The sequence below is a fragment of the Pseudomonas sp. 8(2025) genome, assembly GCF_052665325.1.
Genome location: NZ_JBQOIE010000017.1, coordinates 1 through 13,563 on the forward strand (window position 1 = coordinate 1; position 13,563 = coordinate 13,563).

General features: G+C 65.4%; 11 protein-coding genes. 1 reads left to right on the forward strand and 10 read right to left on the reverse strand.

Translation table 11 applies throughout. The features are described 5' to 3' along the window. Positions 1-94: 94 nt before the first annotated feature. The 9 genes from ACUXVH_RS26285 to ACUXVH_RS26325 form a co-directional block, all read right to left on the reverse strand. Complete coding sequence (locus tag ACUXVH_RS26285) at positions 95-1,507, reverse strand: amidase (protein WP_065364359.1); 1,413 nt, start codon at positions 1,505-1,507, stop codon at positions 95-97. Next, positions 1,504-2,784, reverse strand: coding sequence for a Zn-dependent hydrolase (locus ACUXVH_RS26290; RefSeq protein WP_065364358.1), 1,281 nt, complete (start codon positions 2,782-2,784; stop codon positions 1,504-1,506). The genes ACUXVH_RS26285 and ACUXVH_RS26290 overlap by 4 nt, the downstream gene beginning before the upstream one ends. 13 nt (positions 2,785-2,797) lie before the next feature. After that, positions 2,798-3,493 carry an ABC transporter ATP-binding protein gene (locus ACUXVH_RS26295; protein WP_065364357.1) on the reverse strand — a complete coding sequence of 232 codons (696 nt, stop codon included), beginning with the start codon at positions 3,491-3,493 and terminating at the stop codon, positions 2,798-2,800. Further along, positions 3,493-4,254, reverse strand: coding sequence for an ABC transporter ATP-binding protein (locus tag ACUXVH_RS26300; RefSeq protein WP_011061953.1), 762 nt, complete (start codon positions 4,252-4,254; stop codon positions 3,493-3,495). The genes ACUXVH_RS26295 and ACUXVH_RS26300 overlap by 1 nt, the downstream gene beginning before the upstream one ends. Then, positions 4,251-5,261: a branched-chain amino acid ABC transporter permease gene (locus ACUXVH_RS26305; RefSeq protein WP_011061952.1), complete on the reverse strand. Its 1,011-nt coding sequence runs from the start codon at positions 5,259-5,261 to the stop codon at positions 4,251-4,253. Before ACUXVH_RS26305 ends, ACUXVH_RS26300 begins: the two co-directional genes overlap by 4 nt. 2 nt (positions 5,262-5,263) lie before the next feature. Next, positions 5,264-6,124 carry a branched-chain amino acid ABC transporter permease gene (locus tag ACUXVH_RS26310; RefSeq protein WP_011061951.1) on the reverse strand — a complete coding sequence of 287 codons (861 nt, stop codon included), beginning with the start codon at positions 6,122-6,124 and terminating at the stop codon, positions 5,264-5,266. A 70-nt stretch (positions 6,125-6,194) separates the two neighbouring features. Further along, positions 6,195-7,397: an ABC transporter substrate-binding protein gene (locus ACUXVH_RS26315; RefSeq protein WP_015636094.1), complete on the reverse strand. Its 1,203-nt coding sequence runs from the start codon at positions 7,395-7,397 to the stop codon at positions 6,195-6,197. A gap of 102 nt (positions 7,398-7,499) precedes the next feature. Further along, positions 7,500-8,270 (reverse strand): FadR/GntR family transcriptional regulator, encoded by a 771-nt coding sequence (locus ACUXVH_RS26320; protein WP_065364355.1) that lies wholly within the window; start codon positions 8,268-8,270, stop codon positions 7,500-7,502. A 398-nt stretch (positions 8,271-8,668) separates the two neighbouring features. Continuing rightward, complete coding sequence (locus ACUXVH_RS26325; protein ID WP_176707092.1) at positions 8,669-8,944, reverse strand: hypothetical protein; 276 nt, start codon at positions 8,942-8,944, stop codon at positions 8,669-8,671. A 200-nt stretch (positions 8,945-9,144) separates the two neighbouring features. Here ACUXVH_RS26325 and ACUXVH_RS26330 point away from each other — a divergent pair, with 200 nt between their 5' ends. Beyond that, positions 9,145-11,778 carry an MGH1-like glycoside hydrolase domain-containing protein gene (locus ACUXVH_RS26330; protein ID WP_065364353.1) on the forward strand — a complete coding sequence of 878 codons (2,634 nt, stop codon included), beginning with the start codon at positions 9,145-9,147 and terminating at the stop codon, positions 11,776-11,778. A gap of 49 nt (positions 11,779-11,827) precedes the next feature. On the opposite strand, the gene ACUXVH_RS26335 is transcribed toward ACUXVH_RS26330, so the two are convergent. Next, entirely contained in the window at positions 11,828-13,546 is a 1,719-nt protein-coding gene (locus tag ACUXVH_RS26335; RefSeq protein WP_065364352.1) for a hydrogenase maturation protein, read from the reverse strand. Positions 13,547-13,563 lie beyond the last annotated feature (17 nt).

Sequence of the window (13,563 nt, forward strand, 5' to 3'; positions counted from 1 at the left end):
GGAGCGGGCTTGCCCGCGAAGGCGGCCTCAGGGTTTGCACAAGGCCCGCGGGCCTCTTCGCCGGCAAGCCGGCTCCTGCGGGATTTTGTGCGGGTCAGTGTCGCAGGACGGGGGCTTGGGGGTGGGGGCTGGGGAACGCTTGCTCATAGGCCCGGCACAAGCGCAGCACTTGCTCGTCGGCAAAGCGTGCGCCGACTACGTGCAGGCCCACGGGCAGGCCGTCGTCGGCAAAGCCGCAGGGCAGTGAAGCCGCCGGCTGCTGGGTCAGGTTGAAGGGGTAGCTGAAGGGCGTCCATTCCATCCATTCCCCCAGGCCCGAGCCCGGTGGGACGTTGTGTCCGGCGGCGAACGCAGTCAGGGGCAGCATGGGCGAGAGCAGCAGGTCGTAGCGCTCATGGAAGGCGGCCATGTGGGCCACCAGGGCGGCGCGCGCCTCCAGGGCGGCGCTGTAGTCGCTGAGGCTGATGCCTTCGCCCTGTTCGGCGATGCGCAGCAGGCCCGGGTCCAGCAAGGCGCGCTGGGCGGGGCTGAGGGCTGCGGTCAGGCGCGCCGCTCCGGAGAACCACAGGGTATTGAACATCTCCAGGGGATCACTGAAACCGGGATCGACCTGCTCGATCTGTGCCCCCAGTTGCGCCAGGCGCTCCACCGCCCGGGCCACCACTCGCGCCACTTGCGGGTCGACCTTGACGTAGCCGAAGTCCGGGCTGTAGGCGATGCGCAGGCCCTTGAGGCTGGCATTTTCCGGTAACCAGGGCGTGCTGCGCGGTGCGCCGAGCAGGCCGTCACGGGCATCCGGGCGGGCCACGGTCTGCAGCATCAGCACGGCGTCATCGACGCTGCGGGTCATCGGCCCCAGGTGCGAGAGGATGTTCATCGCGCTGGCCGGCCACTGCGGCACGTAGCCGAAGGTCGGCTTGATGCCGAAGGTGCCGGTGAAGGCGCAGGGAATGCGGATCGATCCGCCGGCATCGCTGCCCTGGTGCAACACGCCGAGGTTCAGCGAGGCCGCCGCCGCTGCGCCGCCGGAAGAGCCGCCGGCCGTCAGGCGAGTGTCCCAGGGGTTGCGAGTGATGCCGTACAAAGGGTTGTCGGTCACGCCTTTCCAGCCGAATTCCGGAGTGGTGGTCTTGCCCAGCAGCACCGCGCCGGCCGCGCGCATGAAGCCGGAGAAGGGCGCATCGACCTCCCAGGGGCCGGTGGCCGCAGTGGTTTTCGAGCCCTTGCGGGTGGGCATGCCACGGGTCAGGGTCAGGTCCTTGATCGACGCCGGCAAGCCGTCCAGGGCGCCGCAGGGCTGGCCCTTGAGCCAGCGCTGTTCGGAGGCCCGTGCCGCGTCCAGGGCCCCTTGGTGGTCGATATGGCAATAGGCGTTGACCAGCGGATTGAAGCGCTCGATACGTGCCAGGGCGTCCTCGGTGACCTCCACCGGTGACAGGCGCTTGTCACGGTAATGGCGCAGCAGTTCGACGCCGCTCAGGGCGGCGATGTCAGTGGCTTGCTTCATAGCGATTGAGCTCCTTGAGCGGCATTGACCATGGCCCGCAGCAGGACCGCGCAGCCGTCGGCCAGGTCCTGGGGCGCGGCGTTTTCAATTTCGTTGTGGCTGATGCCGCCCTCGCAGGGCACGAAGATCATCCCTGCCGGGCCCAGCTCGGCGATGAAGATCGCGTCGTGCCCGGCGCCGCTGACGATGTCCATATGGCTCAGCCCCAGGTGCTCGGCGCCCTGGCGCACGGCGGCAATGCAGGCGGGGTCGAAGTCCAGCGGCGGGAAATCGGCGGTGGCGGTCAGCTCGAAGCTCAGGCCGTGCTGGCGGCAGCTGTCTTCGATCACCTGGCGCACTTCATCGACCATGGCTTGCAACCGGTCGGCGTGCAGGTGGCGCAGGTCGAGGGTCATCTGCACCTGCCCGGGGATCACATTGCGCGAGCCTGGGTGCAGGCTCAGGCAGCCCACGGTGCCGCAAGCATGGGGCTGATGGGCATGGGCGATGCGATTGACCGCGCTGACCACTTGCGCCGCGCCCACCAGGGCGTCCTTGCGCAGGTGCATCGGCGTCGGCCCGGCGTGGGCCTCGACCCCGCTCAGGGTCAGGTCGAACCACTTCTGGCCCAGGCAGCCCATGACCACGCCAATGGTGGTCTGGCGGTCTTCCAGTACCGGCCCTTGCTCGATATGCGCTTCGAAATAGGCGCCCACCGGATGGCCGAGTACCGCACGCGGACCGGCATAGCCGATGCGCTGCAACTCGGCGCCCACCGACAGGCCCTGTTCGTCCTGCTTGGCCAGGGTCTCGGCGAGGTCGAACTTGCCGGCGAACACCCCCGAACCCATCATGCACGGCGGGAAGCGCGAGCCTTCCTCGTTGGTCCAGACCACCACTTCGATCGGCGCCTGGGTTTCCAGGCCCAGGTCGTTCAGGGTGCGGATCACCTCCAGCCCGGCCATCACCCCGTAGCAGCCGTCGAACTTGCCGCCGGTGGGCTGGGTGTCGATATGGCTGCCGGTCATCACCGGGGCGCGGTTCGGGTCACGCCCGGCGCGGCGGGCGAAGATATTGCCGATGCCGTCCACGCTGACGCTGCAGCCGGCCTCTTCGCACCAGCGCACGAACAGGTCCCGGGCCTGGCGGTCGAGGTCGGTGAGGGCCAGGCGGCACACGCCACCCTTGGCGGTGGCGCCCAGTCGGGCCAGGTCCATCAAGGACTGCCAGAGGCGCTCGCGGTTGATCAGCGGGGCATTGCTTTGCAAGGACTGCAGTGGGTCCAGTCGACTGTTCATGGCATTTCTCCCGTCAGGCGCTCAGGGCCAGGTAGCGGTTCTTGATGGTCGGGTCGGCGCGAAATTCGGCGGCGCTGCCCTGGTAGACCACGCGGCCCTGTTCGAGCACGTAGTGACGGTCGGCGAGCTTGTCGCAGACCATCAGGTTCTGTTCCACCAGCAGCACCGGAAGGCCGCCTTCCTTGAGGGTGCGCAGGATCTTCACCAACTCGTCGACGATCACCGGCGCCAGGCCCTCGGTGGGTTCGTCGAGGATCAGCAGCTTGGGGTCATTGAGCAGGGCACGGGCGATGGCCAGCATCTGCTGTTCGCCGCCGGACAGGGCGTGGCCGGCGTTCTTGCGGCGTTCCTTGAGCCGCGGAAACATTCGGTAGATGTCGTCCAGCTGCCAGCGGCTGGTCTTACGCTGGGCGATGTGCAGGTTTTCCTCGACGCTGAGCAGGCGAAAGATGCCCCGGTGTTCCGGCACCAGGGCCAGGCCCTGGCGGGCGATCTCGAAGATTTTCTGGCCCACCAGTTGCTGGCCGTTGAAGTGGATCTGGCCCTGGCGCGGGCAGATGATCCCCAGGATGCTGCGCAAGGTGGTGGTCTTGCCCGCGCCGTTGCGCCCCAGCAGGGTCACCAGTTCACCGGCCTCCACCTTGAGCGAGACGCCTTCGAGCACGTGGCTCTTGTCGTAGTAGGAATGGATGTTCTCGACGGTCAGCATCAGGCGGCTTCTCCCAGGTAGGCGACACGCACACGCTCATCGGCGCGTACCACATCCGGCGTGCCCTCGACCAGGATCTGGCCGTGGCTCATCACGGTGATGCGCTGGCTGATGGACATGACGATGCTCATGTTGTGTTCGATCAGCAGCACCGTGTGGTCGCGGCCCAGGTCGCTGATCAGTTGGGTCATGATCGGAATGTCATCGATACCCATGCCCGAGGTGGGCTCGTCGAGCATCAGCAATTGCGGTTTCGAACAGATCGACATGCCCACTTCCAGCACCCGTTGCTGGCCGTGGGACAGCTCGCCGGCCAGGGTCTGGGCCCGGGCCGTGAGTTGCAGGCGCTCCAGCACCTGGTCGGCCACCTCCAGGTGCTCGCGGCGGCTGTCCACGTGGCGCCAGAAGTTCAGGGCCCCCAGGCCGTCGCGGCCCTGGGCGGCCAGGCGCAGGTTCTCCCGCACGCTGAGGTTCTGGAACAGGCTGGTGAGCTGGAAGGAACGCGCCATGCCCAGGCCGACCCGGCCGTGGGCGGGTTTCTTGATGATGTTCTTGCCGTTGAAACGGATGGCCCCGGCGGTGGCCTGGCGTTCGCCGGTCAGGCAGTGGAACAGGCTGGTCTTGCCGGCGCCGTTGGGGCCGATGATGGTGTGGATGGTGCCGGCCTCGACCTTGAGGTTGACCCCGTTGACCGCGTGGAAGGCACCGTAGGCCAGCTCCAGGTTCTGGGTTTCCAGCAGGTACTGCGCAGGCTTGCTCATGAGCGTTTCTCCTCGGCCAGCAAGGCCGTCTTGCGTGAACCTTTGAGGCGTTCCGCCAGGCTCGACAAGCCGCCCCACAAACCGCCACGCATGAACACCACCACCAGGATCAGGATCACCCCCAGCAGAATCAGCCAGCGTGGCCACAGCTCGGAGAGGAACTCGCCCAGCAGCACGATGGCGCCGGCGCCGAGCAGGGAACCGAACAGCGAGCCGGTGCCGCCGACGATGGTCATGATCAGGATGTTTTCCGACATCGCCAGGTCGATGTTCGACAGCGGCACGAAGTGCAGGAGCATGGCGTACAGCGCCCCGGCAATCCCGGTGACCGCGCCGGAGAGCATGAACACCAGGATCTTGAAATGCCGGGTGTCGTAGCCGATGGCGGCGGCGCGGGTTTCGTTCTCGCGGATGGCCATCAGGGTGCTGCCGAACGGCGAGGCGATCACCCGCCGAGCACCGATGAAGATCAGCAGGAACAGCACCGCGACAAAGCCGTAGAAATAGCGCGCGTCGGCCAGGGACAGCAGCACCGTGTCGCCGATGCGGATCTCCGGGCGCGGCACGCTGAGCAGGCCGTTGTCGCCGCCGGTCCAGTCGCTGAGGGTGTAGGCGATGAAGTAGGCCATCTGGCTGAAGGCCAGGGTCAGCATCACGAAGTAGATGCCGGTACGGCGGATCGCCAGGGCGCCCACCAGCAGTGCCAGCAAGGCTCCCACCAGCGCCGCGCCGAGCAGGGCACTGAACAGCCCCAGCTGCAGATGGATCATCAACAGGGCGGCGCAGTAGGCACCGGCGCCGAAGAAGATGCCCTGGCCGAACGACAGCAGCCCGGTGTAGCCCAGCAGCAGGTTACAGGCCAGTGCGGCGAGGGCGAAGATCAGGATCTCGCTGGCCAGGGTCGCCGACGGCAGCACCAGGGGCAGGCCGATCAGTACCGCGATCACCAGCCACAGCAGGCCGCGCGATTGAGTCTTGGCAAAGGGCAGGGGATTTTTCTCGCTCATGATCATGCTCTCCCGAACAGGCCGTAAGGGCGCACCAGAATGACTGCCGCCATGGCGCCGTAGATCATCAGGCTGGCGCCCTGGGGCCAGAGGCTGGTCATCAGGCTTTGCACCACCCCCACCAGCAGGCCGCCCACCAGGGCGCCGCCGAACGAGCCCATGCCACCGATCACCACCACCACGAAGGCCACCCCGAGAATCTCCGGGCCGACAAAGGGCTGGGCGCCGCGCAAGGGCGCGAACAGCACCCCGGCGATCCCGGCCAGGGCCACGCCGAGGGCGAAGGTCATGGAAAACAGGCGAAAGATATTGGTGCCCAGCAGCGACACGGTCTCGGTGCTTTCACTGCCGGCCCGCACCAGGGCACCGAAGCGCGTGCGCTCCAGCAGCAGCCACAGGCCCAGCCCCACCAGGGCCGAGAACAGGATCAGGAACAGGCGGTAGTAGGGGTAGACGAAGTCGCCGATCACCAGCACCCCGCGCAGCAGTTCCGGCACCGCCACGGCCTTGCCCACCGGGCCCCAGATCATCACGCTGGCTTCCTGGATGATCAGCGCGATGCCCAGGGTCACCAGGATCTGGAACATGTGCGGCAAGTGGTAGATGCGCTGGATCAACAGGCGCTCGATGATCCAGGCCAGGGCCGCCACCACCAGGGGCGCGAGCACCAGGGCCAGCCAGAAGTTGCCGGTCAGGCTGACGGCGGTGTAGCAGATGTAGGCGCCGAGCACGAAGAACGCGCCATGGGCGAAGTTGACGAAGTTCAGCAGGCCGAAAATGATCGTCAGGCCCACCGCGATCAGGAAGTAGATCATCCCCAGCCCGAGGCCGTTGAGGATCTGGAACAGGTACAAATTAAGCATGCAGGAACCCTCGGCAGGGAGCCCTTGGACGGAGCCCGCTGCCTGTAGCCAGCGATAGAAGTGTCGAGCGTCAGGCCAGGGCGCAGCCGGTGGCGCTGACATCCGGAAACGAGCGACCGGCGCTGAGCACTTCGGCCAGGTCGTCCTTGTCGCGCATCGTGGCGGCGGCCTTGCCCACCAGCAGGTAGTAATCCTTGATCACCTGATGGTCGCCGGCGCGGATGCTCTCCTCGCCGGTGGGGCCCTGGTAGGTCAGGCCCTGCATGGCCTTGGCCACGGTAGCGCCGTCAAAGCTGCCGGTGGCGGCAATGGTGTCGAGGATGATCTTGCTGCCGATGTAGTCGGCGGCCAGCGGGTAGGTGGGGTTGATGCCGTACTTGGCCTGGGTCAGCTTCACCAGTTCGCGATTGAGCGGGGTGTCCACCTGGTGCCAGTACTGCGCGCCGAGGTAGACGCCTTCCAAGACGTCGCTGCCCAGCTCCTGGAACTGGTCGAGCCCGGCGGACCACACCAGCAGCACCTTCATGCGTTCCTTGATGCCGAAGTTCACCGCCTGGCGCAGGGCGTTGGATGACTGGCTGCCGAAGTTCAACAGCACCAGCACATCAGGGCGGGCGGCGATGGCGTTGGTCAGGTAGCCGGAGAATTCCTGCTCCTGCAAGGAGTGGTAGCTGTTGCCGATGTGCTCGATGCCATGTTCGGCACACACCTGCTTCGCCCCTTCCAGCAAGGCTTCGCCGAACACGTATTGCGGGGTGATGGTGTACCAGCGCTTGGCCTCGGGCAGCAACTTGATCAGCGGCACCATGGTTTCGCGGATGGCACCGTAGGTTGGCACCGACCAGCGAAAGGTCGAGGCGTTGCAGTCCTTGCCGGTGACCTCATCGGCCCCCACCGGGGTCATGAACACCCCACCGACCTTGCCCACCTCCTTGGCCACCGCCAGCGCCGAAGACGACAGGGTGCAGCCCTGGAAGAACCGCGCGCCGTCCTGGGCAATCGCCTCCTGGACCCGGCGCACCGCCTTGCCGGCGTTGCCCTCGGTGTCGATCACCTTGTAGTGCAGCGGTCGCCCCAGCAGGGTCGGGTACTGCTCCACTGCCAGGCGCGAGCCCATGTCGGCGAACTTGCCGTAGCTGGCAAAGGCGCCGGACATCGACTTCAAACCGTAAAAGGTAAAGGGTTCGGCGGCAAAGGCGTTGCGCACCCCCAGCCCGAGGCTGAGGGCACCGCTAACGGCCAGACCGGCTTTCAACAACGTACGACGCTGCATGGGGTAACTCCCTGGTTTAGTTATTGGCAGGAGTGGCAATGGCGAATCGACGTAGCAGCCTGTGTTCAGGCTTGTTATTGGCAACGCGGTGGACGGCGGGCGCTATCGGTGGTGGTCGAACTCCAGCAGGAAGTGCTGGGTGACTTCGCCTTCCAGGGCGGTCATGTGGTGCTCGGCGTCGCACATGTGTTCGTGCATCAGCTGGCGCACTGCGCTTTCATCTTCGGCGCGCAAGGCCAGCAGCAAGCGTTTGTGGTAATCCAGGTTGGCGGCGTCGAACTGCTTGCGCTTGGGCTTGTAGGCCTTCTTCAGCACCACCAGGTCGCGCAGCAAATCGTTGAGAAACTGCGCCATGAAACTCAGCAGCGGGTTGGGGCAGGCCCGCCCCAGCAGGTTGTGGAACTCCAGCTCGGCGATGCGCTGCTCGCGCTGGCCGGCCTCGCTGTCCTCGGGGTGGCTGCAGAACTCGATGTTGTCCTGCAGCGCCTTGAAATCTGCCTCGCTCAAGCGCCCGATCACCGACACCGCCAGCTCCACCTCGATCACCTTGCGCAGTTGATAGACCTGCTCGCCGTCCATGTGCTGAAAGTGCAGGTAGTTGCGCAGCGCGCGGCTGGCCGGTTCGGTGCCGGCCTGGTTCAGGTAAGCGCCGCCGTTGGGCCCGGTGCGAGTGTTGACCAGCCCCTCCACCTCCAGCGCCTTGAGCGCCTCCCGGGCCGAGCCCTTGGAGCATTGGAAGCTTTCCATCAACTCCTTCTCGGTGGGCAAGCGATCCCCGGGGCGCAGGGCATCGGTGACGATGGAACGCTTCACCGACTCGACAATCACGTCGGAAAGCTTCTGGCGTTTGCGGCGAACGGGGCGTTTCAGCATGGGCGGCTATTTATCGTATTAATGCGGATAAATAGTAATAAATAGAGATGGGGGCGGCGCGTCAACCGCCTGAGGGAATGGGGTGTCGTTTTTGGTGTTGAGGGGTCGTAGCTGGACAACCGAGCGGCCTCCACCCCCGTCCAACCCTCACGAAACCCGCAGGAGCTGGCTTCAAGGTTTGCACAAGGCCTCAGGGCCTCTTCGCCTGCAGGCCGGTCCCTACGGAATTTTGCGCGATGCCGGACGCTTGTGTAGGAGCTGGCTTGCCAGCGAAGGCGGTCGCAAGGCTTGCACAAGGCTGCGGGCCACTTCGCCGGCAGGGCAGGACTTCCTGAGTTTGCTGTAGGACTCAGGAGCGCGAGTGTGGATCAAGCGCGCCGCAGGTTTAATGGCCGGGCTCAGTCGAAGCCGATGCTTGAACTGTGGCGGGTTTCGCGGTCGTGCAACTGGTCGATATTGGTTTCGTAGGTGCATTGGCCGCTGCAATGGTGCTCGTAGCTGATGCCTGGCTTGAATTGCAGTTTGAAGGTGGGCATGTCGCTCTGGGGCGCCGGGGTCTGGATGGGGGTGGCCGGTAACGGGGGCTGCGGGTAGCTCAGGTCAAGGCCTTCAGCCTGGGTCGAGAAGGCTGCCGCGAGCAGTGCGCCCGGGAAAAACGCTTTGCAACTGAACATCATTGAATCCGCATTGCCATAAAAGGGTTGCCGATTATAACGAGCCAGGGGCGAAAAATTTAGCCGTAATGGCTCTGGCCCGGATGCCTCGTGGGTTTTTAGGCACCTCGGGCCTTCGTACCGTGAAACATTTGTCACGGGGCAGCGAGACGGGCTGCTCCTACACTGCAAGTCACCTCCATGGCCAAGGACACTCCCCGATGCCGGCAAAATCCACCACCAGCATTCTCGATACGGTTGAGGGCCGGCGCCTGCAAGGCAGCGACGCCGAGCACTGGCGCCAGTGGGGGCCGTACCTGAGTGAGCGGCAGTGGGGCACGGTGCGCGAGGATTACAGCGCCGATGGCGATGCCTGGAGCTACTTTCCCCACGAACATGCCCGCAGCCGCGCCTACCGCTGGGGCGAGGACGGGCTGGCCGGGTTTTCCGACAAGGCCCAGTACTGGTGTCTGGGGCTGGCGCTGTGGAATGAACACGACAGCATTCTCAAGGAGCGCCTGTTCGGCCTGAACAACGCCGAAGGCAATCATGGCGAAGACGTCAAGGAGCTGTACTTCTACCTCGACGGCGTGCCCAGCCATGCCTATATGCGCATGCTCTACAAGTACCCCCAGGCGGCCTTTCCCTATGCCGATCTGGTGGCGGAAAACGCCCGTCGCGGCCTGAACGACACCGAGTACGAGATCCTCGATACCGGGGTTTTCGAGGACAACCGCTACTTCGACGTGACGGTGGAATACGCCAAGCACACGGCCGATGACATTTTCATGCACATCACCGTGCACAACCGTTTCCACCAGCCGGCGCGGCTGCGGGTGCTGCCCCAGGTCTGGGCGCGCAACACCTGGAGCTGGGGCGGCGACGCACCGCGGCCGAGCCTGCGCCTGGAGGGCGACAAGGTGCTGGCGCGGCATGGGCAACTGCCCGACCGGCAGATCACCGCCTGGGGGGCCGAGCCCTGCCAGTGGCTGTTCTGCAACAACGACAGCAATTTCCCCAAGCTGGACGGGCTGGCGTCACCCGGGCCGTTCAAGGATGGTTTCAACGACTACCTGGTGGATGGACAGGCCAGTGCGGTGAGTTTCGATGGTGGCACCCGGGTGGCGGCGCACTTCGTCCTGGATCTGGCGGGCGGCGAGAGCAAGCGCCTGTTCCTGCGCTTTGCCCCGGCCGGTAGCGAACCGGTCAGCGCCCGCCGCCTGTTCGAGCAGCGCCGGCGCGAGGCCGATGAGTTCTACGGGGCGTTGCAGCAAGGTATCGCCAGTAGCGACGCGCGCAATGTCCAGCGCCAGGCCCTGGCGGGGTTGCTGTGGTCCAAGCAGCTGTACTACTTCGACGTCAACCAGTGGCTTGATGGTGATCCCGGCCAGCCGGTACCCCCTAGTGAACGCGAGCATCTGCGCAACACCCATTGGCGCCATCTGTCCAACTGCGACATCGTCTCCATGCCCGACACCTGGGAGTACCCCTGGTATGCCTCCTGGGACTTGGGTTTCCAGGCGGTAGCCTTTGCCCTGATCGATCCCGGCTTTGCCAAGCAGCAGTTATTGCTGCTGGTGAAGGATCGCTTCATGCATCCCAACGGCCAGTTACCCGCGTACGAGTGGCGTTTTGACGACGCCAATCCGCCGGTGCACGCCTGGGCCTGCTGGCGGGTCTACCAGCAGGAAAAGTGCCTGACTGGCGTCGGTGACCTGGATTTTCTCGAACGCATATTCCACAAGCTGCTGCTGAATTTTTCCTGGTGGGTCAACCGCAAGGACGCAGAAGGCCGCAACCTGTTCCAGGGCGGCTTCCTCGGCCTGGACAATATCGCCCTGTTCGACCGCTCCGCCGCCTTGCCCGAAGGTTTCGCCCTGGATCAGGCCGATGGCACGGCCTGGGTCGCGGCCTATGCCCTGGACCTGATGCGTATCGCCCTGGAACTGGCCAAGCGCAATGGGGTGTACGTGGACATTGCGGTGAAGTTCTTCGAGCACTTCCTGTATATCGCCGGGGCCATCAACCGCGTGGATGAAAGCGCCGAGGGGCTGTGGGACGAACAGGACCAGTTCTTCTACGACGTGCTGCACCGCCCTGATGGGCAGAACGAACCCCTGCGCCTGCGCTCCATCGTCGGCCTGATGCCGCTGTTCGCGGTGCAGGTGCTGGAGCAGCATGAGCACGAAAACCTGCCGGGGCTGGCCCAGCGCCTGCTGGGCTTCTTGCATCACCGGCCGGACCTGGCGAGCCTGGTGTCGCGCTGGTACGAGCCGGGCAAGGGTAACCGCATGCTCCTGGCGCTGTTGCGCGGCGAGCGTACCAAGGACCTGCTCAAGCGCATGCTCGACGAAAGCGAGTTCTTGTCTGCCTACGGCATTCGTTCCCTGTCCAAGGCCTTCGAGCAGCCGTTCGCCATGCAGGTGGACGGCAAGCAGTTGTGTGCCCGCTATGTGCCGGCGGAGTCCGATTCACGGTTGTATGGCGGCAACTCCAACTGGCGCGGGCCGCTGTGGATGCCGATCAACTACATGCTGATCGAATCCCTGCGCGAGTTTCACCGCTACTACGACGTCAACTTCTCGGTGGAGTACCCGCGGGGCTCCGGGTATCTGGCGTCCCTGGAGGAAGTGGCCGACGGCTTGAGCCAGCGCCTGACGCGACTGTTTCTGCTGGACGAGGACGGGCGCAGGCCGTCCATGAGCGGCTACCCGCAGTTGCAGGTGGAGGCCGAGGACCGCGAGCTGGTGCTATTCCATGAATACTTCCATGGCGAAACCGGGCGCGGCCTGGGGGCTAGCCACCAGACCGGCTGGACGGCGCTGGTGGCGTTGCTGTTGCAGCCACAGCGCTGAAGTTGTCACCCGGCGAACCGGGCGACGGTTCAGGGGGGGAGGCTTTGGGTCAGCCCACCAGGGCGATGTCCTGGGGTTTGGCCCAGGCTTCGATCAGCCGCTCCGGGGTGCAGCAGGTCTTGCGCTTGTAGACGAAGTTGCTGCACTTCTCGGCGAAGCCCTTGCGGTTCTGCACCATGTCCATGTGCATCTCTTCCAGCTCGGCGTTGCGGCAGTGCTGTATCAACTGTGGGTCGGCATCCAGCTTGCGCTGGCGCAGGTGCTGGTAGCGCGGGTCGTTGAGCACGCCGTTGGCCCGCTGCAGCAGCCACAGGCCGAATTCGTCCGGGCAGCGTGGGCCGATTTCCTGGACCATGCCCATCTGCAGGGCCTGGAGCGCGCTGATGGGCAGGCAGGCTTCGGTCAGTTGCTTGGCCATGGGCTGGCCGACGGCGCGGGGCAGGCTGTAGGTCCAGTATTCGGAGCCGTACAGGCCCATGCTCTTGTAGTGGGGGTTGTAGACGGTGTCGGCGCGGGCCAGGACCACGTCCGCCGCCAGGGCCAGCATCAGGCCGCCAGCGCCGGCATTGCCGGTCAGGCCACTGACCACCAGTTGGCGGGCGGTGAGCAGCTCCAGGCAGACGTCGTCGATGGCCTGGATATTGGCCCAGGCTTCCAGGCCCGGTACTTCGGCGGCCTGGATCACGTTGAGGTGCACGCCGTTGCTGAAGGCACCGCGGCCGCCACGCACCAGCAGCACCTGGGTGTCCCGGGCCTTGGCCCAGCGCAGGGCGCTGACCAGGCGTTGGCACTGTTCGGTGCTCATGGCGCCGTTGTAGAACTCGAAGGTCAGTTCGCCGACCTTGCCCGTTTCGCGGTAGCGGATAGGTTGGTAGGCCTCGGTGCTGAACGGGCTGTTGGCCACCGACCAGTCCAGCACCGGGACATCGGCCAGGCGCTCGCCGAGCACGTGGCGGGCGGGGCGCTTGAAGGTTTCTTCGCCAGGCTGGGGCTTCTGGCGCAGGGAGCCGATCCACAGGCTGTGATCGCCGCAGGCCACCAGCACTGCATCGTCGTGCACCGCCAGCAGTTGCCCGGGCATGCCGGTGCGTGAATCCAGGTGGGCGTCGTAGACGTAGTACTGGCTGCCGGCGAGGCTGGCCAGGACGCCGGGCTGGCCATCAGCGGCGTCGATGCTGCGCTTGATGAACTGGGCGCTGTCGTGCCAGCTGAAGGTGCGGTCGGATTGCTTCATGTTCGGTTGCAGGCGCCCGAGGACCGAGGGTTTGTCGTAGTCCAGGGGCTGGGGGGTGTAGCCGTTGCGGAATTTCTCCACCACGTCGCGGATACAGTGAATCGCCGCGTCGCTCACCAGGCCGTTGTACAGCTCGGACTTGCGCAGCCCGGCGGGCAGGTTGAATTCGTGGGTCGACCAGATCGGCCCGGCGTCCATTTCTTCCACCGCCTGCAACGCGGTGACGCCCCAGCGCTTGAGTTCCTTGCTGATGGCCCAGTCCAGGGCGCTGGCGCCACGGTCGCCGACAATCCCCGGGTGAATGATCACCACTGGACGCTTGGGGTGGCTCCACAGCTGCTGCGGAACACGGTCCTTGAGGAACGGGCAGATCACCAGATCAGCCTGGGCTTCTTCGATCTGCCGGCAGACCTCTTCTTCACCGGTGAACAGCACCACGCTGGGGCGATGCCCGGCCTGGCGCAGGTCGAGCCAGGCGCGTTGGGTCAGGCCGTTGAAGGCGGTAGACAGCAGGATGATCTTCAGTGATCGCATAATGCAGACTCTTCCGT